Consider the following 26,996-nt stretch of genomic DNA (forward strand, 5'->3'; position numbering starts at 1 on the left):
CTTAGCCTATTTATTTGCGATTCAGAACCCCGACTTCTTTAAGAAGTCGGGGTTCTCGTCTCGTCTTCAACTTTAATCCTATTTCTGTTTTTTGTCTAACCCCATTTTCCTGGCGGCATCATGGTAGGTTTTCAACGCTTTAGCCCCTACATTACCTGACTGTTTTTCCTTAGGTGATTTTTCCGAATCCTCTGAATCTCCAGCAGCTTTTTTGAGGGCTTCGGTATGAGCAATTCCTTGCTTTGCCCGATCTGATTCAGTCAGTTGAATCGCATGTTTGTCGGGAACAATGCTTGAGCCAAACTTACGGGCATAAACTTGGGTAAATTCTGCACCGATAAACAGAATTTGGGCGGAATAGTAAACCCAAGCCAGAAAAATTACTAATGACCCCGCTGCGCCGTATGTTGAGGCAAAACTTCCTCGCCCTAAATACATGCCAATTAAAGACTTACCAATCGTGAAAAGTATGGCAGTAATACTCGCACCAATCCAGACATCACTCCAGCTAATTTTAACATCCGGTAAAAACTTGTACATCATCGCAAACAATAGCGTAATTACACCCAGGGAAAGCACCCAATTTAACAGTGACCAGAGGAATCCTACTCCAAAAAGTAAATCATTAGCATAATTACTCAACGCCGCTAACGCTGCACTGACAATCAGAGACACTAAGAGTAAAAAGCCAATCCCTAGCACAACCGAAAAAGACAATAACCGTTTCTGTAAAAAACCTTTAACCGGTCGTCCAGGTTTCGGTTGTACTCCCCAAACGGTATTCAAAGCATCTTGCAGTTGAGCGAAGACTCCCGATGCACCAAACAGCAGCACGACAATACTGATAATTGAGGCAATACTGCTAACATTTGGTCGATTCGCATTTTGAATCGCCGTTTCAATTACCTTAGCCCCCTCAGTGCCAACTAGCCCTTGAATTTGCTCGACAATCTCCCCTCGTGCGGCTTCCGGACCAAAAATCGAACCCGCGATCGCGATCGCGATAATCAACAACGGTGCCAAGGAAAACACCGTGTAATAGGCTAAGGCGGCGGCTAACCGTGACGCTTTATCCTCTTGCCATTCTTGAATCGTTTCCTTAAATAGTTCTCCAACAACCTTAAAATTCATCACCAACCACTCCACGCAGGATTTTCGATATCACATTGTTTTCACCATTTATAAAATTTTAAGCGTTGCAGCGCAACCCTCTAAAGTTATAATTTTAGCCTTATACTAGATGCTATCCTCCCTCTCTTCTCACATTCCCAAGCGCTCTGCTCAATCATGGATTTCAGTCAAGAGTTACTCAAGAAACTAGACTCTATCGTCAACAACTGGGTGGAAGTCGTTCGCCAAGACGGGCAACTGGAGAGTAGCCGTGAACTCACCTATAAGGCGGTGCTAGATGGTTTACCCTCAGTGCTGCGGGCGATCGCCAAAATCCTTTCTGACTCAGAAAACGGCGCACATCAAACAATTGTCGAGAAAAGTTTAGAACATGGGGTAATCCGAGCCAAACAAGGCTACGATCCCAGCGAAGTTGCCCGAGAATATCGAATTCTGCGCCAGATTATCTTTGCTCATTTAGAATCGGATCTATTGCAAGGTTCAACCGCTCAGATTTTGCAAGCTACCCGAATCATCGATATGGCACTAGATGAAGTGATTGGTCGTTGTTTCAACAGTTATACTGAAGAACGATTACAGGAGTTAGAAAAACTGCAAAGTCAAGTCAACCTCACCAATCACGAACTGACCCGCTTAGTGGACACTCATCGAGATAATTTAGCCCATTTAGCCCATGATTTGAAAAATCCGCTACAGTCAATTCTCCTATCCTCTGATCTATTTCTACGTCAACATAACACCCAAGACACTGTTATCAGTCTGGATCACATTGAGCGGGTACTCAGAAATGGGCGACAAATTTTACACCTGATCAACGATGCGTTAGAAGTCTCTCGTCATGAGGCGGGACAGGTAACATTGCAGCCAGAGGTAATTGATGTCTGCACGTTGATCGACAATGTGGTCGATACGTTAACACCCTCAGCCAGTGAAAAAGACCTGACAATAACCGTAGATTACGAACTAGCGCCGAAGCAAGTCACGACTGATCCCTTGCGACTCGAACAGATTATCACCAATTTGGTCAGTAATGCGATTCGTTACACGGAAACAGGAAGCATTACCATCACCTGCCTAGTTGAGTGTAATAATCAACCTAATCAAAATGATCATTTTGAGCATTTTGTGATCGTGATTACCGATACCGGGATTGGTATTGCTCCAGAAGACCAAGCTAAAGTTTTTGACCCGTATTTTCGCGGCAGTTCCCGTGCTAAACGTTTACCGGATAGTACCGGATTGGGGCTGGCGATTGTTGGGCGGCTGGTGCAACTTTTGCAAGGAGAAATTCAGCTTGACTCTCAGGTTAATGTTGGCTCAACGTTTAAGGTGACTTTACCGTTAGCCGTTCAAACCCCTGAGAGAACATCAGTGAATGTAACCCCCGTTAACGAAAACAGTAATGGTTAAGTCTGTAGGCACAATAAAAGTTAACGAATGGGAGCATTACAGCGCTTGGCGCTGTAGATCAAAGTCCCCCTATTAGATCCCCCTTCCGTCCCCCTATTAGATCCCCCTTCCGTCCCCCTTAAAAAGGGGGAAACCAGATGTTTGTTGAGGGGTGTTTGCAGAATTTAATCTAGTGAAAATCATTGCCATTAACCTACTGAATACGCTTTCAAGCGATGCTTGATTTTATTGGCGACAACGGCGACAATTACTACTGCAACTGCCAACAAAACGGCTCCTATTTGCAGCCCCGAATCATCCGCCAAAATTGCCAACGCTGCGAAAACAATCGCCACTCCTACACCCAATTGTTCCACCCGCTGCGAGATCTGATAGGCTCGGTTACAAGAGTGACAAAGTTCAGTATGCCAAAATAACGGCTTCACTGACATTGTATTCAACTGACCTTCAGATTCATTTTCCCTATCTTTCGAGGTTAAATAACCGCGATAATAGGGCAAAGACGCCCCAACCCGATCCAGCCATTTGCGATATTCCATAGCAAACGTGTCACAGGTTGGAATAGGGGAATAAACCTGTTTCACAGGTTCTCCTAACCGTTCAACTTCATGTTGTTGTCCTAATAGTATGGAAATATCCTGAGCCAGAATTTTATTCTGTTTTAGATGAGTCCACCATCTGGGCATCAGCTTCACGGGTTGAGTGACAAAATTGCGATAGGTTCGTGATAAAATTCGACATCTTCCTTTGCTCAAGGGGAATAGGTAAAATGCCTGCCCAAAGAACCAGTCTTTATCAGGAATAGAAAAGTAAAAATGAGCTAAACTCGGAGCAATAAAATCAAACTTAATCCAGGTTGAGTTGGGTTCTCTTGTATTCCGCGATTGACCCCGAAACCCGTTTACGGAACTCTCCAGGATTTCCATTTCCAAGGGTTGAGCTTTGGCGCGATCGCCCTGATTCCCATGATGGGTAATATGAATATGTGCTGGATCTAACATGTGTTCAAGCACATAGCTGATATCACAAGGCACTTCCGTGAGTTTGTCAGAATGGACAAATCCGGGCTGATCCAATTGCGGAATGGTGGGAATCGCTTGTTCATCCGCCAATTCAGCCGCACCGGGCCAAATCCAAATCAGTCCTTGGCGTTCGACAACTTTATGCGATCGCACGTTAGCATTCACAGGTATTGTCCCATCAGCCGATAACTGGGGAATATGCAGACATTGACCCTCATGACCAAATTGCCATCCGTGGTACAAGCACTCCAGTTTACCGTCAATAAGCTGTCCATCGGATAGTTTAGCCGCACGATGAGGACAGCGATCGGTTAAACAGATCAGTTCCTCTTGGTGTTTGAATATAACGAACGGTTCATCATACAACGAAAAACCATAGGGGCGATCTTTGGCAAAATCTTGGCGGAAACAGATAGGATACCAACAATTTCTCCAGTTAAATTCCGATTCAAGTTCTGGTTCAGATAGGGGATTCGTTGATTGGGCTGAGTCAGGTTTATGAGGAGCAACGGTCATAGTTAAGACTAAAACGAATTGTTACTTGGCGTGTGGATGAATATTATACAAGGATAGCTCCCCCAGCTCGCCCTACATAAGAAATGGGGTTTGGAGACCAAACCCCTACAACACCATCTCCCTCATTGAGATTTTTCCGCTAACCGTCCAAACCACTCCAGGACAAGGTATGCTGAAGAACTGATAGTCTGATGCGTGCCTTATGCCTGTGCTGAACTCTGCCCCAGCAACCAATTTTCCCCTAACGGCTGTCGTGGGGCAAGAAGCGATTAAATTAGCGCTGCTGTTGGCGGCGGTTGACCCCGGATTAGGAGGAGTCGCGATCGCGGGACGACGGGGAACAGCCAAATCCGTGATGGCACGCGCCCTTCACGTCTTGTTACCCCCCATTGAAGTGGTCAAGGGTTCCATTTCTAATTGTCATCCCCGCTATCCTCAAGAATGGGATGACCAGCTTTTAGCCCAAGGCGTTGAACCTGATACCGTGGAGACGGAAATTATCCCCGCGCCCTTTGTACAAATCCCCCTGGGGACAACTGAAGATCGCCTCTTGGGTTCCGTGGATGTGGAGAAATCAGTCCAACAAGGGGAACCTGTATTTCAACCTGGACTCTTGGCACAGGCACATCGGGGGGTGTTATATATTGATGAAATCAACCTCCTCGATGACCAAATCGCTAACCAACTGTTAAGCGTTCTCACCGACGGGCGCAACCAAGTTGAACGGGAGGGGATGAGTTTTCAGCATCCCTGCAAACCTTTATTAATCGCCACCTATAACCCCGATGAAGGACCCCTACGAGAGCATTTACTGGATAGAATTGCCATAACCCTCTCTGCTGATGGGGTATTGGCACTGGATCAACGAGTGCAAGCCGTAGAACAAGCGATCGCCTACACGACTTCACCTCAAGCCTTTCTCGGTCAATATAACGAAGACATCGATAACCTGAAAACCGAGATCATTCTGGCACGGGAATGGCTCAAAGACGTGCAAATTACATCCGCTCAAATCGCCTATTTGGTTGAAGAAGCCCTGCGCGGTGGCGTTCAAGGGCATCGGGCGGAACTCTTTGCCGTGCGGGTTGCCAAAGCCTCAGCCGCCCTAGATGGGCGTCAAACCATCAGTGCTGACGATTTGAAACGCGCCGTGGAATTGGTGATTGTCCCCCGTTCTACCATCGTCCAGACCCCACCAGAGGAACCGCCGCCACCCCCTCCACCCCCACCGCCCCAGGATGAGTCATCTCAAGATCAAGATGAACCGGAGGATCAGCAGGAGGAAGAAGAGGACAACCAAGAGGAACCGGAACAAGAACCAGAACAAGAACCTCCCAGCATCCCCGAAGAATTCGTCTTTGATACCGAGGGCGTAGTTCTCGACCCCAGTGTTCTCTACTTTGCTCAAATGGCGCAACGACAAGGAAAATCGGGAACGCGCAGCATTATCTTCTCCGAGGATCGGGGGCGCTATGTCAAGCCGATGTTACCCAAAGGTGCCGTCAAACGCATCGCCGTTGATGCCACATTACGGGCGGCTGCACCCTATCAGAAAGCCCGTCGGGAACGCCAGCCGAATCGCAAAGTTATCGTCGAATCGGGAGATATGCGTTCCAAACGCCTCGCCCGGAAAGCTGGGGCGTTGGTAGTATTTCTCGTAGATGCGTCGGGTTCCATGGCACTCAACCGGATGCAATCGGCGAAGGGTGCGGTAATGCAACTACTCACTGAAGCCTATCAAAATCGTGACCAAGTATCCCTAATTCCCTTTCGCGGCGAACAGGCTGAGGTGTTGTTACCGCCTACTCGTTCCATCGCCTTGGCACGGGGGCGATTAGATCGGTTACCCTGTGGTGGCGGTTCCCCCTTGGCACATGGATTAACCCAGGCGGTGCGCGTCGGTACGAATGCCAAAATGTCAGGAGATATCGGTCAAATCGTGATTGTGGCGATTACCGATGGACGAGGGAATATTCCCTTAGCCCGTTCTCTGGGTGAACCCATACCCGAAGGCGAAAAGCCGGATATTAAAGGGGAATTATTGGAGATAGCCGCAAGAATTCGGGCAATGGGGATTCAGTTATTGGTGATTGATACTGAAAACAAGTTTGTCTCCACAGGGTTTGCCAAGGAATTAGCCAAGCAAGCCGGGGGGAAATATTACCATTTACCCAAAGCCACGGATAAAGCTATTGCCTCAATGACGAAGAATGCGATCGCGGATATGAAATCCGGGTAATTGTGCGATCGGGGAGCATCATCATGTAGGGGCACGGCATTGCCCATTGGTGTCAACTTAAGGTAGAAAATCAATGCTGGTAAGGTTTTAAGCTGTGTCTATCTACTGCTCGACATTTCCCCCCTCATCCCCTAACCCCAACTCCGGTCCGTGGGGAGAAGGGGAACCCTCTCCCCGCTCCCCTCTCCCTCACAAGGGTAGGTTTTTTAAGATGGGGGTTTAGGCTAGACTTGGAAGACAGGTAGACCATCACTTCGACTTCGCTCAGCGACCGTAGACAAGGAAGAGTGAGAACGAAAAATAGGGCGTTTCGGCTTTTTCCCGTTAGCTTGACCGAACCAAATTCTGTACGGTTTTCCCCCCTTGTCTTCTTTCCTTCCTTGTCCTCCAAGTCTTGTCCCCACCCTAAGGTAAAAAACCTACACCTGTCAGCTGGGGGAGAGGGGTTGAGCTTAAGTTGACAGGGATGGGCATTGCCGTGCCCTTACCCCATATTACTAACCCCACACCCGACACAAATCCAACACAAAACCCGGTAAGATTTCCTCACCGGATAACTCAGCCGGATTTGATAATATTTCTACTGTTAAACCGACTCGATAAACTTCTACTGTTCTATTTTGGGGATCGATTAACCAACCCAGTTTAGCTCCATTATCCATATATTCCTGCATTTTCTCTTGCAGCGACTTCAGAGTATCCGACTGCGATCGTAACTCCACCACAAAATCCGGGCAAATATTAGCAAAGGTTCCCTTTTGTTCATCAGTAAGTGCATCCCAACTTTCTTGACTAATCCAACAAGCATCCGGGGCACGAGTAGCACCATTGGGTAAAATGAAAGCCGTTGAGGAATCAAACGCCTCGCCCGGTTCATCTGCATTCCGCCACCATATATACAACTCTCCAGAAATACTCCAATTCCGTTTGCCAGTTCGCCAACCTGTGGGTGGATTCACAATTAATTCCCCTTTTGCCGTTCTCTCCAGGTGTAATTCTCTATTGCACTCTGCTAGGGCTGTAAACTGTTCTGGAGTGACATATAGCTTCATGGTTTTTGGTAACTCAAGTAACAGAGTTTCGGTTTCCGGTTTTGCTGGTGTCTGTACCATTTTGACCTTTCCTGTCATAGAGATTAGCGATCTAGGCAGTTAAAAACCCAGTTTCTGATTTAAAACGTGATTATTTATATTATCCATTTGTGTTGGTGCGTTACGCGGGGAACACAATTCATTGGAGTTTCCCCTAAATTATTGCCGAGCTAACGCACGATGGCGGACTGACACAGCTAAAATTGTGAAATAGATTTGGCGGTGAAATTGGGCGCACGCTATGCGCCCCTACAATTCTAATCCACCAATTAAGGTGTGCCACGCCACTACTTGCTACTTGGGCGACTCTTTCCGCATCACCTCCAACCAAGACATTCAGCAATCGTGCGATCGCACCAATTACGGATTACGGACATCAGATACAATTAACTGGCGCGAAGTCTGATCAGTCGGTTTCCTTCTCCTCTTGCTTTTGCCCAGTTTCCGAGGCTTCTTGAACCTGCTTCAGATGAATCGTATTCACCTGATTAATGAAATTCTCGATTGCCTGTTTCAGCTTTTTCTTACGTTGGGATTCATCGGCTATATCATAGCAACGATACGCCTGAGTTACTCCCAATATGAATTTTTCTCGTTCTGCTTCTAACAGTTCAACTGCCGTATTTGCCGAAATCCAATTTTCTTGAAAAGGAAATGACGTTACCACACTGGCAACAATAGAAGCGACCGCTGGAAAGATAACAGGTAACCACTTAAACCAAACCACACCAATATCTAACTTATCAACCAAAACCAGAATTGGTGTAATCCCAGAAAAGACAATCGTTGCCATTTGGAATGTATAATAGATATTTCTCGAAGTCTGGCGACTTTGTTTATAGTCTTCAATCAGTTCTTGGCAATACTGCAAAGCATTTTCTCTGGCTACCGTTATGGGATTGTTACCCGGTTGTTGCTGTTCATCAACGAGATATTGATAAATTTCCGCTCGTTTGGCAACATCAAGCTGAATTTGACGACTTGCTGCTTGAGCTAACTGTTTATCGAGCAAGACAAGGAAAACAAAAAATGAAACTAAAACAGCTATCCAGATAACGATACTTGCTTTATTGTCAACAACAAAGCTAATGATGCTTGTACCAATTAACGCCGCGAGGAACAGGTATTGTCCAATCTTGATCCAGGGAATCGGCACACTGGGTAAGAGTGAACCCTTTTCTCCTGCCTGAGACGGATCAGATGGATTAGTATTGTTGAGAGTGGTCATAATATTGGAGTTGATGATTGTCCATCGTTTTAACTAGATATTATTTCACGCTGGAATCAACTCAGTCAACCCAAAAAACTTGTACTGCTATAAGTCTTCATCTCCTGCCAAAAGCCATGGCGAATCTATTAATTATCGAATCAGGCGGTAAGGTCAAAAAACTTAAATCCATTCTCGGTGCTGGCTGGACAGTTAAAGCCAGTATGGGTCACGTTCGGGAATTAGCCGATGATGGTGAAGATTCTCTGGGGTTTGATTTGGATGGTTCCCACATCCACTGTCGCTATGTTCCCCGGAGTAGTCAAGCTAAGAAAATCTTATCGGAGTTGCGCGGTGCGATTCGCCAAGCTGACCGCATTTACCTGGGGACTGATCCCGATAGAGAAGGGGAAACGATTGGCTGGCATTTGACCCAGGCTTTGCGATTAAAGAATCCGTTACGAGTGACCTATACCGAGATTACCAAAGCCGCCGTCGATCGCGCGATCGCACATCCGAAAACCCTTGATTCTAATTTAGTCGCCGCCGGACGCGCTAGGGATTGTTTGGATAAGTTGGTGGGATATAAGGGGAGTCGATTAGTCTGGCGTTTAAATAACGGCTGCAAGTCCATGGGACGGGTGCAGAGTGCGACACTGCATCTACTGGTGAAGCGAGAACAAGAGATTTTGGCATTTAAACCCCAGGATTATTGGGTCGTCTGGGTTGAGTATCAGGAGGGATTTAAAGCTGTTTATGCGGGTCGAACTTATCCGCAAACGACGCAACGGCGGAATTCGAGGGATAAAAATAAGACTCAACCCGATGATGCAGGTGAGGAGACTCCAGTATCAGAAGGGACACGGGTACTCTCTCAGGAAGACGCGGATCAACTCGTTGCGATCGCACGAACTCATGCTCATTATGTTGTCACAGTCGAGGGAAAAACGGTTAAGCAATCTCCCCCCGCCGCATTTATAACTTCTACGCTTCAGCAATCTGCTGGTGCAAAACTCAAGCTGAATCCAGAAGTGACGATGAAAATTGCCCAAAGTCTCTATGAAGCGGGACATATTACCTACATGCGGACGGATTCGGTGGCGTTGTCTCCAGAGTTTTGTCAGGCGGCGAAACAGTGGCTTTTACAGCATGACCCGGATAATGTACCCGCTAGAGTAGCCGCCCATCGCTCGAAATCCGGGGCGCAAGAAGCCCATGAAGCGATTCGTCCGACTCATGTTGAACGCACACCGGAACAATTATCGGTTCAACTAACCAGGGATGAGGCAAAACTGTATGATTTAATTTGGAATCGCGCGATCGCCACTCAATGTTGTCAAGCTCAATTGTCCAAAACTCGGATTGTCACCCAATCGGGGGATGTATTTTGGGAAGCCAGGGGACAGGTTTTACTTGTACCAGGTTATACTCGCTATTGGCATAATATTGCCGCCGATTCCCAATTACCACGGGTACAGCCAGGACAACCGCTTACCTTAGATAACGCAGGTGCGGATAAGAAACAGACGCAGCCACCCCCCCGCTACAGCGAACCAAAACTGGTGCAGGCGATGGAACGTTCGGGAATTGGTCGTCCTAGCACCTATGCGCCAACGATTAAAACCTTGAAAGCGCGTAATTATGTTCAGTTAAGCAAAGGGAAATTACAGCCAACCCAACTGGGGATGGAACTAGATGCATTTTTGGCACAGGTATTACCCGACCTAATTCAGCCAGAGTTTACCGCTAAGATGGAATCGGATTTAGATGCGATCGCGTCTGGGAAATTGGATTGGGAGTGTTATTTAACCGGGTGGAATCGGGATTATTTTGCTCCGGCGCTCAACTCGGCATTTTCCCAAGTTCCAGAAATAGCCAGTCAAACTCAGTCTACCCCGAAGGGTGAATCGAAACGGCGTCCGAGAACCGAACTCACGGATTATTCCTGTCCTAAATGTCAGCATCGGATGACTAAGGTATTTTCTACCTCTAAGAAGCTAAAAGCGGATCATTTCCTCAGTTGTGATAATCGTGAGGGGGGATGTGGGGCGGTCATGTTTTGGAATGCTAAGGCTGGGGAGTATGAGTTACCGCGTTCGGATCGTCCTGTAACCGCCAAACCCGCCAAGCCAGCCAAATCAGCCAAACCAGCCAAACCAGCTAACTTAACGGAATATATTTGTCCCAAGTGTGGGAAGCCGTTGGAGTTGTATGAATATGAGAAAGAGGGTCAAACGAAGAAGATGCTACGTTGCGCGAATCCCAAGTCTCGCCAGGGGAAATGTAAAAATGTGGCTTATTTTTGGACGAAAAGGGGGACGTTTTGGAGTCCCAAGCTTGGCGAGGTGAAAGGGTGATGGGTGATGGGTGATGGCTATGTTGCTGGCTAGGAGGAGAAGGGATTGTGACGATTGCGGAATTGTCATAACAGTTGAGCAGAGGGCGACCCGAGCAAATTGAGGGGACTGGAGTTGTTAATTAGTGCAAGCGGGTCGCCCCTACATAGTTGATTAGATTTGTGTACTCACTTCAGGGGCCACCAGGATACTTTATCCCGGGTTGCACTGTAGACTTCCTTTAACCCTTCTGGATCAGCAACGCGGACGATATCGCTAGAGGTATCCTTGGCGGTTGGGGAGGCTAATAATCCAACTTGTTGCATTCCCTTGAGTACCTGTTCTACGGTACGATGGTTAAGCTGACTGGCATGAGCAATCACATCCACAGGCAGATCAAATACATAAACACCATTGGCATCCGGTTGATTCCCCAGCGATCGCTCCTGATACACCAAGGCTCGCAACAGCGCCGCAACAGCTTGAGGGGGATAGGTGCTGCAATTGAGTAAATGGTACTGAAACTTCTCCCGCAACTCAAACAGCAAATCGTAGCGATCGCGAAATGTCTGGTTTTCTTTATAAATGGACTCAATCACGTCCAACGGAATCTGGAATACATCTGTAGTTTTATAGGCTTCCACCAAACTCGGAAAGGATCTCGACACCTGTCCATAGCTAAATGCCAAGTTCCTCATCCCAAAACAACCACCGGGATAGCTAATGGATATCACCCGATCTAACGGCGTACTGCGAGTAATCACCGGTCCGCCATTGACAATCACATACAGGAAATCCAAGGAAACGCCGGGACGAAAGGCGGTATAGACGGGACGACTAGAGTAAAGCTTTTCTCCCTTGAGATCTAAGGTTTTCAGATAATCACCCAACCAGTCGGCGTCTAATTCCTTAAATAGGTAATTACTCTGGAGTCGTATTGTCAAGTCAGATTTAGGCTGTTTGACTGCTTTTGCCATCTCTTAATCCGGGTTGCACATATATTACCAGCTTACCCAGCCTGCTTTTAAACTAGAAATTGATTGGAATTCATTTGAAATTCATTTGGCATCTTATCGCTAGTTCTATCGTATTGGCGACCCGCTTCCACAAATAAACAACGGGAGTTCGCTTAATTAACTCGGGTCGCCCTATCTATGCTCAACTTCCGCTGAACATGGTACGTAACCGTCCCGGAAGATTGCGGTGGTCTGAATCTTGATGGCGAAGCAGCTTTAATAACGGTTCTGGTACATTGGTACTGAGATTAATCTGCAACTGGGGACCCGAAAGGGCGAGTTGAATAATAATCTCATCGGAAATTTCCAATTCCGTAATCGGTTGACCATTCTTGTACGTCCCATTGTTGCCAAAATTAATCAGTTTCCATCGGTTCCCCACACACCGCAGTTCCAGATGGTAACGCGAGACAACCGAACTCCGCAGCACAATATGGTTATCCGCACAGCGCCCAATTTTAATAATCGGTTGATCTGTAAAGTGCCATTGTTGAATTGGCACACTATAAGACGGTGATCGCAGTGATACCGTAATAACATTTGGAGCAAGATTTGCCCCAGAAAAAGATTGATGATTCAATTGATGCACCCCTAAAAATCAAAACTTGATAGTTAGTTTAATCATGACATGCCCAAGAGGGATCGCAAAGAGGGATGGTATAGTGCGATTCACTTCTAGGACATGGCTTTTCGGGTAAAGGTGACGAGAAGTCCCAGATATTCCGTGACTTCCCCTGATATCCCGCTAAGAAAGAGAGTTTTACCTAGAGAGTACGCGATCGCAATAGCCATATTGCTGTTGGTTATCACCCTGAAATAGCTTAATCCAGAATTGAGCTAAGAGGCTCAGTCTCACTAATTCGATAGCTGATATCTTCAGTTTACAGAATTTGACCGAGTTTTTCACACCCTGTTATTACGGAGCCAGTCCAAACGCCATTGGAGTGAATTCCCCGATGCTAAAATACCCGTCCAATAATCAAAATTGAAGGAAAATTTTCTCCGCAATTGTAACACAAGCTACAAAATCATCCCTGACTAAGCAGAATGTCGCTATCCTTAGACGCCAGGAAATAAATGATCCTATTGGCTTGCTTCCCTCCCCTCCCAGGGGAGGGCTAGGGAGGGGTCTGACCCCCCAGTTAAATAAAATAAATTAATAATACGCGCCGACAAAACTGTAAATCAACCCAAACAGAACCAGCCACGTCAAAACAGTATACGTCCAATCTCGCTGTCGGATAAACATCATACAGGAAAAAGCAACTCGGAGAATCGGAGTAGCAATGAGAACCAGTAATCCCAGTTGAATAATACCCCGACGGCGACCGGACAAAACCCCTTGGATGACACCAACAGGCGAGCGGAATTCAGCAGGTTCTCCTTGAAACATCCGGTAATTCACCGGTTCAAATCCGTGGCGAATTAAATAAAGAACTCCCCCCACCAAAACGAGACTGCTGGACAAAATTACGCCATAGTTCAGCAGATTAGCAATCCACTGTTCAAGTTGTAGCGGATTAGCGGATTCCGTAGCTGATTCTTGATCATTAACCTGAAAATTACGGGATAAATCCGTTATCTCATATCCGTCTAAACCGTTATCATTTTCGGCGACATCGCCACATTCCTCCTTTCCTGAAACTCCTTTACCCTCTGACTTCTGTCTCACCTTTCGTTCACAGATAGAATTCGCGATCGCAGGTTCTGGTTTCAGCAACTTGAAATTAACTCGATTCATTTTATCCCACCCCGATAAAACTCTGGTAGATCATCTTAAGCGCCATCACTAAAAGTACCAGACTAAAGACGATTCTCAAAATCTCTGTCTTGGCGCCGATAAGAACATTTGCCCCCAATAAAGCACCCGGTAATACCCCCAATATTACAGGCATTGCCAATCCAGGGTCAATGTAACCTCGGGTTAAATAAACCCCGGCTGACGCCGCCGCCGTTACGCCAATCATAAAATTGCTGGTTGTTGTAGAGACTTTAAACGGTAAACCCATGACTTGATCCATGGCTAGCACCTTAAACGCCCCCGAACCGATACCCAGTAACCCCGATAATACGCCCGCAACAATCATCACGCCAAAACCCATGGGAATAGAATTAGCGTGATACATCATCAATCCATCAGGGGTGGGATACGTTCCATTAAGTTTCAGATAAGTAGCTAGGGAATCAGGGGACTCAGGGGTGTCCGGCTTGGGTTGATTTTGCCAGGAAAAGTAGGCAGAATAAATCAGTGCGATCGCTAACACCAATGTCAAGGCTTTAACCGATACATAAGCGGCAATCAAGGCACCCATAATAGCACCGATTGTGGTGGCGACTTCCAGAAACATGCCAATTCGCAAATTAGCATAGCCTTTTTTTAAATAAGAAGAAGCTGCACCGCAAGACGTGGCAATTACTGACACCAAAGACGCACCTACCGCATATCGGATATCTACCCCAAATACCGACACCAAAAAGGGAACAATAACCACACCACCCCCTAAGCCAGTCATCGCGCCTAAAAAACCAGCGGTGAATGAGCCAGCCCAAACCAGTACAGAAAATTCTAAGATATTCATAGGTTATTTGGTGGTTGTTCCAGTAAAATTGTGGGATAGATTTATGGTTAAATCGGGCGCACGCCATGCGCCCCTACAATGCTAATCCACCCAATTAGGTATGCCACGCTACTAGGTTTTTTAAGACGCTTGATAAATCATCGACGTCAACGCTGGAAACGCCTTCACATCCTTGGGTTTAACAAATACCTGCTGACCGGGCTTTAGATTAAGTGTCTTAAATTGTTCGCGACTCAAATGTGCCACAATCGTTTGTTCATCCATAAAGGCTAACTCAACCTGAATTTCCCAGCCCAAATGAATAACCCGTTTGACGATAGCCGGTGACGTAACTCCATTAGCCGAGGTTTGCACCTGAATATCATGGGGACGAACAAACATCTGAGTTTTTATCGCCGTCATATCATTATTTCGGAAAAGATGGGCGGTACTCGGTAACACATTCACTGGACCAATAAAACTCATTACAAACGCATTAGCTGGATGGTCATAAATTTGGTCAGGGGTGCCAATTTGCTCAATTCGTCCTTGATTCATTACCACAATTTCATCCGCTACTTCCATGGCTTCTTCTTGATCATGGGTAACAAAAATACTGGTAACGTGAACCTCTTCATGTAACCGCCGCAACCAAGCCCGAAGTTCTTTCCGCACCTTAGCATCTAAAGCACCAAAAGGTTCATCTAAAAGCAGTACCTGCGGCTGTACCGCCAAAGCCCGCGCCAATGCGACTCGCTGGCGTTGACCCCCCGACAATTGAGATGGATAGCGATCGCCTAATCCTTGCAACTGGACTAACTCCAATAATTCCTCAACCCGTTGCTTGACAAATCGTCGGGGACGCTTACGAATTTCTAGACCAAAGGCAATATTTTGGCGAATGGTTAGATGTTTAAATAAGGCATAATGCTGGAACACAAAACCAATATTACGCCGACTGACATCTAAATGGGTTGTATCCTGACCATTAATTACAATTGACCCACTATCCGGAGGTTCCAATCCAGCAATTGCTCGTAACAGTGTAGACTTCCCGGAACCCGATGGACCCAATAGCGCCACCAAACTTCCTTCTTTTACCGTCAAATTGACTCGATCCAAGGCAACAAAATTACCAAACTGCTTAGAAACCTGTTCAACAATGATGCTCATAATAACTCCTGGAAATAAGTTTTGATCCTTCGCTTCGTTCAAGAACATAATTTTGGGTGTGTAGGGGCGGGTTTTACTACTATCCTTTCTTACCTCACCCTGATGTAACTAAACCCGCCCTGACTAACCTTTGCTGAGAAAACCCTTTGACCAATGACCCCTTAATGATGAACCGGACGGCTTGTATTGCGCTCTAAAATCTCCTTGACAATCAGGGTCACAAATCCTAACAATGCCAAAATTGCCGCTGCACCAAAGGCGGCTTGTGTTTGATAATTTTTATAGGCTTGCTCCACAAAAATAGGTAACGTTTGAGTCCGACCTAAAATGCCACCAGAAACTACAGCAACCGCGCCAAATTCTCCCATCGCTCTCGCATTCGTCAGTAAAATTCCATAGAGTAAACCCCAGCGAATATTTGGTAAAGTGACGCGCCAGAAAATCTGCCAGTCATTCGCCCCCAAGATACGCGCCGCTTCTTCTTGATCTGAACCCATATCTTCCATCACTGGAATAACTTCCCGCGCCACAAACGGTAACGTCACAAAAATCGTCGCCATTGCCATTCCAGGTATGGCAAAAAGAACCTTGATGTCCAAGCTATTGAGTAGCGGCGCAAACCAGCCATTTCGTCCATAAAGTAAGACAATCATTAAACCCGCAACAACTGGAGAAATGGCAAAGGGTAAGTCAAGAATACTAATCAGTAAAGCACGTCCGCGAAACTGATTACGGGCAATTACCCAAGCCGCACAGAGTCCAAACACCGTATTTAAAGGTAACGCGATCGCAGCCATAATCACAGTCATGCGGACAGCGTGTAAGAATTCCCGACTCCCCATCGCGGCGAACAATTCACCAATCCCTTGATGGAAAGCTTCATAGAACACAGCTAAGGCGGGAATGAATAAAACAAGGAACAGATAACCTAACGCGATCGCGATTAACAATTGTGTTTGGGGCTGGGTTTTACGATGATCATTTTTTGTCACCTTAATGTTACCAAACTCGCCCCCCTTTTCCTTAATGGAGACACGATAAAAAAAATTACGCAGCATAACGACGCCCCCATTGTTGTAGTCCGTTAATCACCAGCAGTAACAGTAATGAACCGAGAAGCAAAACAGTACCAATTACAGTGGCTCCCCCATAGTCGTATTGTTCTAACCGTTGAAACACAAGTACTGGCGCAATTAAATCTTGGAAAGGAATACTCGATGAAACAATCACCACAGAACCATATTCTCCAACCGCCCGCGAAAAACCCAGCGCTACCCCCGTCAGAATGGGTGGAACTAGGGGAGGAAGTAAGACTCTGAAAAAGGTTTGATAGCTAGATGCACCCAAAGACCAAGCCGCTTCTTCGATTTCTTTTTCCATCTCTTGTAAAACAGGTTGTAATGTTCTGACAATAAACGGAAGCGAGATAAATACCATTGCCACAAATACACCCAAGCGAGTGAAAGCAATTTTGATGCCAAATGGAGCAAAGAATTGTCCAATCCAACCTTTATCACTGTAAACAGTAGCTAACACTAATCCAGCCACTGAAGTTGGGAGCGCAAAAGGCAAATCGACCGCCGCATCAACGAATTTTTTACCGGGGAAATCATGGCGGACTAAAACCCAAGCCACGAGCGTTCCCATCACACCATTGATCAGGGCGGCGAGTAAAGCGGTAACGAAGGTAACATTGTAAGCCGAGCGAGCCACGTCAGAAGTTGCAATCCGCCAAAACTCTGAGACTCCTAGGCTTAGGGATTTGCTCATCAATGCCGCGATCGGCAGTAATAAAACTAGACTTAGGTAAACGAAAGTGATCGTCCAGGGTATAGAAATGGTGGCAACCTTATTTCGCCCCCAGGTGGTTAAAGATTGAAAGTAATCTGCTGAATTAGTCATGGGAGGTTGAAGATTTATGATATTTCTCCAGGTAAGAAAGGAGTCGGTGGGCTTTAGGGGTTATTCTTTCTATTTGGATTGAGCGAGTTTTGCTTGCATTTTGTCGAAGGCGGCACCATCTTCAAAAAACTTGGCTTGAATTTGCTCCCAGCCGCCCAAATCTTTCGCCGTGAACAGATTTTCGACAGTAGGATATTTACTGGCAAACTCTTTGGCTACGGTTTCATCCACTGGACGGAAGCCGATTTTGGCAAATTCTCGCTGTGCTTCTGGAGTAAATAGAAATTTAACAAAGGCTTCGGCGATTTCGCGAGTTCCATGTTCATCGACATTGGCATCAACAACAGCGACGGGATTATCGATGGAGATGTTGTAGTCCGTGGGAATAATAAAGGGGTGATTATCTCCCTGTTCCCTGGCGAGAAGGACTTCATTTTCATAATTAATTAATACATTGCCCTGACTTTGTTTAAAGAATACATCACTGGCTTCGCGAGCGTCTTTTGGCAAAACGGGGACATTTTTATAGACGCTTTCGACAAAGGTTTCGGCGTCCTTGTCGCTACCCCCGGCTTGGGTAATCACTCCCCATAGCACCATATAATTCCATCTGGCTCCCCCAGAGGTTTTGGGATTGGCGGTAATAACTTTAATGCCATCTTTAGTCAGGTCAGACCATTGAGTCACGTTTACTTTATCATCTCGTGTGACCAGAGCCGCCACGGATTTATGAACGATGGAATCGTTGGGAAATTCTTGTTCCCAACCCGGTTCAATGAGTCCAGCTTTTTCAATCTTTTTCGTATCCAAAGCCAAGGCTAAGGCGACAACATCGGCTTCTAAGCCATCAATGATGGCGCGAGTTTGGGAGCCTGATCCGCCATAACTTTGGTCAAAGGTTACGGTTTGACCGGTCTTGGCTTTCCACTGTTCGACAAACTGGGGAATGATTTGTTCATAGGCTTTCTGGGTTACCGCATAGGAGACTAGGGTTAACTTGACGGGACTGTCGGCGTTAGGGGTGTTACTGGGGGGACGGGAACAGGCTGCGATCGCGCTACTCATGGCTACCCCTGCTAGCACTAGAGCCATGAACCGTTGACGCGATCGCCAGATGTGCTGAGTGGATTGGGTTCTCATACTGTACAACTCCTATAACGAATCCGTATTTTTGCTTTAATTCGCCTACAACTCAATTCTAGTTGCATTTTAAAACATTTGCAATACAAACTTGATTCAATTTTATTGTGAACAGCGGTGAAAACCTTGATTGATAACCTTTTCACAAGCATTGGCAACAGGCGCAACACCAAGACTGGCTTTCGCGATCGCGTAACCTCACCCCCTGTGGCTATCTCTGCGGCGGTGTGCTATTCATTCCCATCATGTAGTGTGGCATTTTGTTTTAAAAAGTATTTTTTTAGGCTAAATTACCCTATTTCCCTGTTTATGTTGTTCCCATTTGGCTGAATTAGTTAGACAATTAATCAAGCAGCAATAGTTCTAAACTCTAAAATCCAAGCTTCAAAATCTAAAAGCTACCCTGATTATCCCCAGGTTTAGAGGTAAAGTATTGACATGATTGTCTACGCAAGGAGATTAGTTATGGTCGCGACTCGCGAAGTGATTATTCCCACAGGGATGGAACTCCTATATGAAAAATATCACTATTGTCCGGGTATTAGAATCGGAAATACAGTTTATGTCTCCGGTCAAGTGGGTCGCGACGAAAACTTACAAGTGGTTGAGGGAATAGAAGAACAATTTATCCAGGCGTTTGAAAATGTCAATAAAGTTCTTTTAACCGCAGGCGTAACCTTTGACAATGTTGTAGAACTTGTGACCTATCATGTCACAATTCCAGCCTCTATTCCAGCTTCGCAACCCCTAATGATTCCCCATTTGCCGCTGTTTATGGAAGTAAAAGATCGGTATTTTATTGAGAAATATCCGACTTGGACAAAAGTAGGTGTCACCGCGTTGTCTGACCCTGGACTCATCGTGGAAATCAAGTGTACAGCGCTGCGATAAAATCTAAGCTGTCAGTCTGAAACAATAGAAGGATGCCAACTAACAATAAGTATGGCAAAGTAGACAGCAAAGCTCAAGACGTGGTGCATTTTAATGAAATTCCGATCCAAACTTGCTGAAAAAGGCTCAATTTCTGCAACAGATCAAACAGTTCCCAGAAGGTTACTACATCCTAACTATCCCTTCTCTACCACTCGTTTCCCGTTTTTTTATGGCTGGATTATTGCGGTGGTTTGCACGATTGGGATCATTATGAGTATTCCGGGTCAAACTGTAGGAGTGAGCGTTTTCACGGATCATTTACTACAGGCGACGGGTGTATCACGTTTGGAATTGAGTAATGCTTACCTGGTGGGAACCTTAACCAGTGGTCTGCTATTACCCATGGGGGGAGTGTTGCTTGACCGCTTTGGCGCACGAGTTATTGTGGTGGGTTCGTCGCTGTGGCTGGGGGGGACACTCTGTTATTTTAGTTTGTGCGATCGCATCGCTATCGTTGTCAATAGTATACTACCCCTTGATCATTCAGTTATTGCCCTAGTGATCCTCGGACTCGGCTTTACCAGCCTGCGCTTTTCCGGTCAAGGAATGCTGACAATGACCAGCCGTACCACCTTAGGCAAATGGTTTGACCGTCGTCGTGGGTTTGTCTCCGGTACAACCGGTGTATTTGTCTCCTTTAGCTTTTCCATTGCACCGTTAATTCTGAGTACCTGGATTAACAGCTTCGGTTGGCGATATACCTGGGTAACAATGGCAGCGATTGTGGGGATTGGCATGGGATTTGTTGGCTGGTTATTCTACCGAGATAATCCAGAAGAATGTGGTCTGATTATGGACGGAGACGCCACAACTCCAGCTACTACCGGAGACACTTTCGGTGAGAACAAGATACGAGATTTTACTCGTTCTCAAGCGCTGCGTACCCGAATTTTCTGGGCAGTCACGTTAACCTTATCTTCTCACGCTTTAGTCGTTACCGGGATTACCTTTCACATCGTTGATATTGGCGCAGAAGCAGGATTATCGCAAATTCAGGCAGTATCTCTGTTCTTACCCATGGCAATTCTCTCCACGATTGTGGGATATTCAATGGGACTAAGCGCCGACCGAGTTTCTTTGAAATATCTATTCTTGTTCATGATTGTGTTTCAAGCTATCGGCTTTACTTGTGCCGCAAACCTGGGTATAGGCTGGTTACGGGGACTGACAATTGTGGGATTAGGTGCAAGTGGCGGCTGTTTTAGCACCTTATCTACTGTAGCTTTACCCAGATTCTTTGGTCGAATGCATTTAGGGGCTATTTCTGGCGTTCAGATGATGAGTATGGTGTGCGCGAGTGCGATCGGACCTTCATTCTTAGCTGTATTTAAGGATCAATTGGGTTCCTATCAACCGGGTCTCTACACTTGTGCTATACTCCCAGTCATGACACTAATTCTGACTCTTTTTTCCCATAATCCACAGCAGTAAAATGACGGCGAATCTAGCCTAATTTTTGGGAACAGAAAACGTTATTATGTCCAGTTAAACGCTGGCTTAATTCGGCATATTCTGTTCCCCATTCCCAGAAAAACTTGGCTTTCCACCACCTGTCCGACAGCGAAAAAAAACCTAATGAACAAAAAGGTCAAGAACTTATTCACATCGATTGGTATCTTCGTCTTTTGGGTTTAAATAGGTCGGCAGAAACATTTGATAGCATAACCCAAAACCAGAATGATACCGAGTTGCGTTCTATCATGTCATGCTGAGCGAAGCGAAGAATCTGGACAGATGCTTCGCTACTGTTCCTTCGCTTCGCTCAGGACTTCGCTCAGCATGACAAATTCTACCTTAGACTGCAACTTGGTATGAGACTCAATTCTAACGGGTATACGGAAGGATGCTTCGCTTTTTTTTTGCCGGGAAGGGAGAGAATTCAAAGCCTCTCTCCTTGCAGGAGAGAGGTTTGGAGAGAGGTTTTCCAGACTCCGTGAAAAGTAAGAAATGCTATCCCCTCATAATCCCAGAATTTCCCAGGATTTTTCGACCACTTCATCGGGGTCAAAGGGCTTAGTCATATACAAATCCGCCCCGACTTGTTGCCCTTTTTCTTTATCAAACTCTTGTCCCTTTGCCGTTAACATAATAATGTAGACATCTTTAATATCCAGATTGTTTTTAACAGCATAACAGACATCAAAACCATTCATTTTCGGCATCATCACATCCAGAAACACTAAATCCGGTTTTTCCAGTTTAATGGTTTCAATTGCCTCTTCCCCATTTTCCGCAATCAGGACTTCTACGCCTTCATCTTCCAATTCCTCTAAAGTTTGTGCCATTAACAGGCGAATATGCGGTTCATCATCAACAATCAAGATTTTCTTGTCCATCTTAATAGATCACTTCAAATACATCGACAGGCTTTTTCTTCCCCTTAACTTGCACAGTGCCAACTTCCTTAAAATCAAACAGATTATAGGTGACATCATAGACACTGCGACACACCAGAATTTGTTCCCCTTTGGCAATAGATTGTAGACGAGAGGCAATATTGACCTTATCCCCAATAGCAGTATAATCCATGTGCTGAGGAGAGCCAACATTTCCCACAATCACTTCCCCTGAACTGATACCAATTCCGGTAATAAAATTTTGGCGAATCCAAGGAACCGGAATGGCTTTGATCCGCTTTTGCATTTCAATTGCTGTTTTAATCGCACCTTGCTCACTGTAAACTAAGCGAGAGGGAGCGCCAAACATTGCCACAATCATATCACCCACAAACTTATTGACAGTTCCGCCATTGCTGAAAATTACATCAACCATGTGGGTAAAATATTCATTCAAGTATTCGACGATTAGTTCCGGAGGTAATTCCTCACATTTCGTGGTAAAATTTCTAATATCTGAAAATAAAATGGCAATATCCCGTTTAGCTGGCTCGAAGGAAAAATCATCTTTTTCTTCCAGGATGGCTTCAACAACTTTAGCCGAGACATAACGTTCGAGATTACTTTTAATCCGCTCTTCTTTGAGTTTTTGTTCATGCAACATTGCATTTTCAATAGCAGATGCTGCTTGGGATGCTAAAGCCGTCAATAACTTTAAATCAGCCGCCGTATAATTAATTGGCTCTTGATGACTAATATTAATCACCCCAATGATACCATCTTTGGTTTGCAGAGGAGCGCAAATCAGAGAGTAAATTTGATTCCGACCTTCGACAAATCGAATATCCGCCTGCACATTATTAATAATTTCGGCTTTACCCGTCAAAATTAAATTCCCAGCGATTCCTCTCCCCAATGCCAAGGGCGCTTTGGGGTCATATTCTTGACCAATAGCAGCGACTAACTCAAACTCACTCGTGTCGGGATTTAATAACATGAGTGAACCACTGGTGGCTTTAATTAATCGCGTGGCTTCATCAATGATTAAGTTGGCAACTTGTTTTAGATCAAGGCAAGCGGTTAACCGTCCTGATATATTATAAAGCATGTTAATCTCTTTATATTTATCCAAGGTTTCCCGCGCCAGCATTTTTTCCTGAATTTCTTTATTGGCAATATAACTCAGGAGGGACGCCAATGATGCGGATTTTTCACCCCCTGTGATCCAACCAATAATATCATCAGCCAGCTTTACCGGATAATGTCCCAGTTCCTTTTGATTTTCTTCACCAAAAAGGAGACGACCCTGGGTATCCTGAATCAGAATCGGTGTCTCCATGACGGCACTCATTTCCTTAATCAGAGATAAAACATCCTTTTTATTCAGCAACTTTTTTAGACTGATGGTTACCATCTGCTTTTTCATTCGCTAATAAGAGAAAAAATACATTTTCCAGCCCCTTTTCAAAGCGCAGGGTTTTCACAATATTATATCGCTCCGACAACTCAGAATTGACAATAATCATATCCGGCTTAACGGAAATAGCTTTTTCTTTAAAATCCTCCCCATCAAAGACCTCAATCACATTATATCCTCTGGTGGTTAGGACATCAGCCAGGGTTTTAACGGTGGATATATTTTCATCAACGACTAATATTTTCTTTTTAGAACTTCCTTGAGCAATTAAAGAATCGATTTCCTGAAGCAATTGTTCTGATTCAAAGGGTTTAGTGATATACTTGTCGATTCCTAATCGATAACCTCGTTCGTGGTCTTCAATAATGGACAAAATAATAATTGGAATGTCCATAGTTGATGGGTCATTTTTTAATACAGCAGCAACATCAAAACCATTCATTTCCGGCATCATCACATCCAGAGTAATTAGATCGGGTCGTTCTTGCTTAACGAGTGCGATCGCTTCTAGACCATCTTTGGCTTCCCGGACTTGATATCCCCGTGACTCGAGTTCTTGTCGCAACAGTTGACGAATTAAGGCTTCATTATCGACAACCAGTACTGTTCTATTGGAAGTCTTTTTCGTGGATGATTTGTCAGGGGTGACCGTTACTTGAAGCTGCTTAACCAATGTGTCCATATCCATCATATTTACTTGGACAGGTAGATTAGTATGAATGGGAAGAGTAAACGAAAATGTACTTCCTTTTTTGAACTCACTTTCGACCCAAATTCTGCCACCATGATGTTCGACAATTTGTTTACATATCGGTAATCCTAGACCGGTTCCTTTCGGTTTATCTGTTAACGTATCCCCAACTTGCTTAAATTTTTCAAAGACTTGAGGCTGATCAGCAGGAGCAATACCCATACCTGTATCAATAACACTAATAATAATTTCACTATGCCTTTGTGTCGCTCGGCAGGTTATTGTTCCTTTTTGAGTAAACTTAACAGCATTGGAAATTAAATTAATCAGAACTTGAATCAGTCTATCTTTATCCCCAGAGATTTCTGGAAGCTCAGTTTCCACCTTTTTAATAAATTGAATGTGTTTAGTCTCAAATAACGAGGATGTCGCCGCGATTGCCCGTTCAATAATCTCGTGAACCAACAACGGCTGCATATTCCAATCAACTTTCCCGGCTTCCATTTTGGCAATATCGAGAACATCATTAATTAAAGCCGTTAACCGTTCTCCTTCCGAGACAATAATAGTGACATTATCTTTGACTTGGCGAACAGTTCGCTGAATTTTCTTGTTGTCGGTTTGGACTTGGGGAAAAATGACATCTTCGAGTTTTTTCTTGATAATTTTGGTAAATCCCAAGACAGAAGTTAGCGGGGTTCTTAATTCGTGAGAAACGGTAGAGATAAAATCCGTTTTCATCTGATCCACTTCTTTTTCAACGGTAATATCTCGAATCAGGATAACTGAACCCAGAAACTCCTCAACTGCACCATCAGCCAAAGCCACCTTATCAATGGCGGTAGCTACAGCTTTACCAATACGTCCCCCCGCTAGATCAATTTCTGCGGTAAAGACTTCCCGGTGATGGTTTTGGGTTTGGGTGACTAATTCCACTAACTCGCTGTTTAATATATCTTGACCCTTTTTATCCGTAATATCCAGTTCTCCTAACCCTAACATCCGGAGGAAAGCGGGATTAAACTGAGATATTTTTCCTTGAGTGTCGGTAACCAGTAAGCCATCAACTAAATTATTAATAATAGCTGTTAAATGAGCGGTTCTTTCTTCAACGCGACCTTCAAGAATTTGATTAATACTTTCAACATGCTGGCGAGTATCTGCTTCAGTTTTCTGTAAGCGTTTGGCTTCCGATTCAGCTTGTTTTAAGAATTGTTCGCGGACGTAGACTTTAACCGCCATTGAATTGAACAGATTTGCCAAACGTCCTAACTCATCTTTGCGAGTATCATCCAGTTGAATATTCAAATCTCCAGCCGCAATTCGTTCCGTTGCTCCCATCAACTCAATTAAGGGATTCGTAACTTGGCGACGCAGGACAAAATAGAGGACTAACAGTTCAAGCACAAGTGCTACAAGTCCTAACCCCAGAATAAAGCCGGCTGTGTCTCGGGCGGGTTTGGCTAAGATAGACTGGGGAAAAACGGTAACTAAATACCAATCCGGTTCATCAATTCTGGCGACAGCTAAGTATTCATTATCTTTAGTATTTTCAATGATGATTTGATTGGGGGTTATGTCTTTGACTAATTGAAAGATACGCTGAAGGTGGGGGTCATCGGATTCAAGAATATTGAATTGCCCCTTTTTTTGTTTAATTTCATCAATTTTATCGGGATGAACAATGAGATGACCATCCCCGCTAAAAAGAATATTATAACCGCCCTCAGTCTGATCCTGAATCATGCGATCCATCAGTTGATTCAGAGTCAAATCATGTCCAATGGTGGCAATATGTTCACCATCTAAATTAACAGGTGTTTTCACAGAGACAATCCAATCTTGAGCCTGCGGATCGTAGTAAAGTCCTGTCCATACCGTATTTGACTCTGCATTGGTTTGGGTTTTAGCACCATAGGCTTTTTTCTCGTTTTGTAGATTAAGTTCAGTCGAAGCTCGTTGCACCCAGGGCGTCCCGGGCCAATAGATAGCGATAATATTGTCGGGGCTAGTAATGTAGGTATTGATAAAACGATGATGCCAAACTGAGCCATAGGTTGTGGTTAGGTTGTAAAAGGTAAGAACTCGCTGTCGAACCTCTGCATCAATGACTAAGTTTTCATCGATATAAACCCCCGCCTGCTCAAGGGTGTCGAACTTTTCCGGAGGCTGATCTTTTGGTCGATTGCGAATTACACCATCAGACCATTCGACAAAGAGTTGATTGAACTTAGTGTAGGAATTATAATTGGGTTCTTTGAGGTTTTTTATTAATTCTTGTTTGAGAAGCGTATGATTATCTACAGCGATAGAGAAGAGAATGCTTTCCCGTTCACCTCGTTCATATACATATTTTTTGACCCGTTCCAATGCCTCAGATTCAAAAAATGACAAGGTGTGAAAATAACTCCACGTCGTTAATACAACAATAACTCCAGCAATCCTTAAGGCTACATTAACCAGGGTTCGCCGTGTGATAGATTGTTGCCCGGAAAAGAGAGGAAAAGCCATTTTAGAGTGGGTGAAGGTTGAATACAGACAGTTCTAACGTTGATGAGATGGGATGCGGGAAGCCAGGGAGCAGGGGTGGAGGGGCGCAGGGGAGATTTTTCCCAATTGTTCGCATAGATTTTATTTTGAATTTTGCAAGACTCCCCAAGTTTTTAATCGACTGAATAAGATTCTGATGTTTATTTAACAACAATTTTGCAACAACGAAGGCTCATGAAATTTTATTAATATCTACATCATCTTGAGCAGATATCCGGATGAGTAATCGGTTCAATCTATTTCACTCTCATCATCGCTAAAAGATGGGTCAGCTAAGACGAATCAATTACGTATTGTCCGTTCCCCGTTCCCTGTTCTCTGTTCCCTG

At 45.0% G+C, this 26,996-nt stretch carries 21 protein-coding genes; 6 read left to right on the forward strand and 15 right to left on the reverse strand.

All coding sequences use genetic code 11. The features are described from left to right. Nucleotides 1-78: 78 nt before the first annotated feature. The gene (locus RH949_RS12570; RefSeq protein WP_044207736.1) at nucleotides 79-1,131 is read right to left on the reverse strand and encodes a YihY/virulence factor BrkB family protein; all 1,053 of its coding nucleotides are present in this window, start codon (nucleotides 1,129-1,131) and stop codon (nucleotides 79-81) included. Between the two features lie 156 nt (nucleotides 1,132-1,287). Between RH949_RS12570 and RH949_RS12575 the strand changes: the two genes are divergently transcribed. Then, entirely contained in the window at nucleotides 1,288-2,541 is a 1,254-nt protein-coding gene (locus RH949_RS12575) for a sensor histidine kinase (protein WP_446353500.1), read from the forward strand. Nucleotides 2,542-2,729: 188 nt separating this feature from the next. Here the strand turns inward: RH949_RS12575 and RH949_RS12580 are convergent, their stop codons facing one another. Further along, a complete protein-coding gene (locus RH949_RS12580; RefSeq protein WP_446353502.1) occupies nucleotides 2,730-4,079 on the reverse strand; it encodes an aromatic ring-hydroxylating dioxygenase subunit alpha in 1,350 nt (449 codons plus the stop codon). A 202-nt stretch (nucleotides 4,080-4,281) separates the two neighbouring features. Here RH949_RS12580 and bchD point away from each other — a divergent pair, with 202 nt between their 5' ends. Next, entirely contained in the window at nucleotides 4,282-6,318 is a 2,037-nt protein-coding gene (gene bchD, locus RH949_RS12585; protein ID WP_446353504.1) for a magnesium chelatase ATPase subunit D, read from the forward strand. A 497-nt stretch (nucleotides 6,319-6,815) separates the two neighbouring features. Here the strand turns inward: bchD and RH949_RS12590 are convergent, their stop codons facing one another. Then, on the reverse strand, nucleotides 6,816-7,430 hold the full coding sequence (locus tag RH949_RS12590) for a Uma2 family endonuclease (protein WP_044207643.1): 615 nt from the start codon (nucleotides 7,428-7,430) through the stop codon (nucleotides 6,816-6,818). Nucleotides 7,431-7,650: 220 nt separating this feature from the next. Here RH949_RS12590 and RH949_RS12595 point away from each other — a divergent pair, with 220 nt between their 5' ends. Next, on the forward strand, nucleotides 7,651-7,815 hold the full coding sequence (locus RH949_RS12595) for a hypothetical protein (RefSeq protein ID WP_446353506.1): 165 nt from the start codon (nucleotides 7,651-7,653) through the stop codon (nucleotides 7,813-7,815). On the opposite strand, the gene RH949_RS12600 is transcribed toward RH949_RS12595, so the two are convergent. Further along, the gene (locus tag RH949_RS12600; RefSeq protein WP_006101774.1) at nucleotides 7,816-8,637 is read right to left on the reverse strand and encodes a DUF4231 domain-containing protein; all 822 of its coding nucleotides are present in this window, start codon (nucleotides 8,635-8,637) and stop codon (nucleotides 7,816-7,818) included. A 116-nt stretch (nucleotides 8,638-8,753) separates the two neighbouring features. Between RH949_RS12600 and topA the strand changes: the two genes are divergently transcribed. Next, a complete protein-coding gene (gene topA / locus RH949_RS12605; RefSeq protein WP_446353508.1) occupies nucleotides 8,754-10,973 on the forward strand; it encodes a type I DNA topoisomerase in 2,220 nt (739 codons plus the stop codon). Nucleotides 10,974-11,140: 167 nt separating this feature from the next. Here topA and RH949_RS12610 read toward each other — a convergent pair whose 3' ends face one another. From RH949_RS12610 to RH949_RS12645, 8 genes are all read right to left on the reverse strand, one after another. Then, entirely contained in the window at nucleotides 11,141-11,929 is a 789-nt protein-coding gene (locus tag RH949_RS12610) for a Crp/Fnr family transcriptional regulator (protein ID WP_446353510.1), read from the reverse strand. Between the two features lie 181 nt (nucleotides 11,930-12,110). Beyond that, entirely contained in the window at nucleotides 12,111-12,548 is a 438-nt protein-coding gene (locus RH949_RS12615; protein ID WP_446353512.1) for an FHA domain-containing protein, read from the reverse strand. 576 nt (nucleotides 12,549-13,124) lie between these two features. Beyond that, nucleotides 13,125-13,709 carry a DUF1634 domain-containing protein gene (locus tag RH949_RS12620; protein ID WP_446353514.1) on the reverse strand — a complete coding sequence of 195 codons (585 nt, stop codon included), beginning with the start codon at nucleotides 13,707-13,709 and terminating at the stop codon, nucleotides 13,125-13,127. A 1-nt stretch (nucleotide 13,710) separates the two neighbouring features. After that, nucleotides 13,711-14,547 (reverse strand): sulfite exporter TauE/SafE family protein, encoded by an 837-nt coding sequence (locus RH949_RS12625; protein ID WP_446353516.1) that lies wholly within the window; start codon nucleotides 14,545-14,547, stop codon nucleotides 13,711-13,713. Between the two features lie 120 nt (nucleotides 14,548-14,667). Then, nucleotides 14,668-15,699, reverse strand: coding sequence for a sulfate/molybdate ABC transporter ATP-binding protein (locus tag RH949_RS12630; protein ID WP_446353518.1), 1,032 nt, complete (start codon nucleotides 15,697-15,699; stop codon nucleotides 14,668-14,670). Between the two features lie 161 nt (nucleotides 15,700-15,860). Beyond that, entirely contained in the window at nucleotides 15,861-16,757 is an 897-nt protein-coding gene (gene cysW, locus RH949_RS12635; RefSeq protein ID WP_446353520.1) for a sulfate ABC transporter permease subunit CysW, read from the reverse strand. Further along, the gene (gene cysT, locus RH949_RS12640) at nucleotides 16,747-17,601 is read right to left on the reverse strand and encodes a sulfate ABC transporter permease subunit CysT (protein WP_446353522.1); all 855 of its coding nucleotides are present in this window, start codon (nucleotides 17,599-17,601) and stop codon (nucleotides 16,747-16,749) included. Before cysT ends, cysW begins: the two co-directional genes overlap by 11 nt. Nucleotides 17,602-17,670: 69 nt before the next feature. Further along, nucleotides 17,671-18,741 (reverse strand): sulfate ABC transporter substrate-binding protein, encoded by a 1,071-nt coding sequence (locus tag RH949_RS12645; RefSeq protein ID WP_446353524.1) that lies wholly within the window; start codon nucleotides 18,739-18,741, stop codon nucleotides 17,671-17,673. A 465-nt stretch (nucleotides 18,742-19,206) separates the two neighbouring features. On the opposite strand from RH949_RS12645, the gene RH949_RS12650 reads away from it, so the two are divergent. Both RH949_RS12650 and RH949_RS12655 read left to right on the forward strand, forming a co-directional pair. Continuing rightward, nucleotides 19,207-19,632 carry a RidA family protein gene (locus RH949_RS12650; protein WP_446353526.1) on the forward strand — a complete coding sequence of 142 codons (426 nt, stop codon included), beginning with the start codon at nucleotides 19,207-19,209 and terminating at the stop codon, nucleotides 19,630-19,632. 93 nt (nucleotides 19,633-19,725) lie between these two features. Next, nucleotides 19,726-21,105: an MFS transporter gene (locus RH949_RS12655; protein WP_446353528.1), complete on the forward strand. Its 1,380-nt coding sequence runs from the start codon at nucleotides 19,726-19,728 to the stop codon at nucleotides 21,103-21,105. A gap of 527 nt (nucleotides 21,106-21,632) precedes the next feature. On the opposite strand, the gene RH949_RS12660 is transcribed toward RH949_RS12655, so the two are convergent. Genes RH949_RS12660 through RH949_RS12670 form a run of 3 tightly spaced genes read right to left on the reverse strand, consistent with a single transcriptional unit; the run spans nucleotide 21,633 to nucleotide 26,629 of the window. Next, nucleotides 21,633-22,010 carry a response regulator transcription factor gene (locus tag RH949_RS12660; protein ID WP_006101731.1) on the reverse strand — a complete coding sequence of 126 codons (378 nt, stop codon included), beginning with the start codon at nucleotides 22,008-22,010 and terminating at the stop codon, nucleotides 21,633-21,635. 1 nt (nucleotide 22,011) lies between these two features. After that, nucleotides 22,012-23,424 carry an adenylate/guanylate cyclase domain-containing protein gene (locus RH949_RS12665; RefSeq protein ID WP_446353530.1) on the reverse strand — a complete coding sequence of 471 codons (1,413 nt, stop codon included), beginning with the start codon at nucleotides 23,422-23,424 and terminating at the stop codon, nucleotides 22,012-22,014. After that, nucleotides 23,390-26,629 carry a response regulator gene (locus RH949_RS12670; protein ID WP_446353532.1) on the reverse strand — a complete coding sequence of 1,080 codons (3,240 nt, stop codon included), beginning with the start codon at nucleotides 26,627-26,629 and terminating at the stop codon, nucleotides 23,390-23,392. The genes RH949_RS12665 and RH949_RS12670 overlap by 35 nt, the downstream gene beginning before the upstream one ends. Nucleotides 26,630-26,996: the final 367 nt, after the last annotated feature.

This window comes from Coleofasciculus sp. A1-SPW-01, from assembly GCF_040217205.1.
GTDB lineage: Bacteria > Cyanobacteriota > Cyanobacteriia > Cyanobacteriales > Coleofasciculaceae > Coleofasciculus > Coleofasciculus chthonoplastes_A.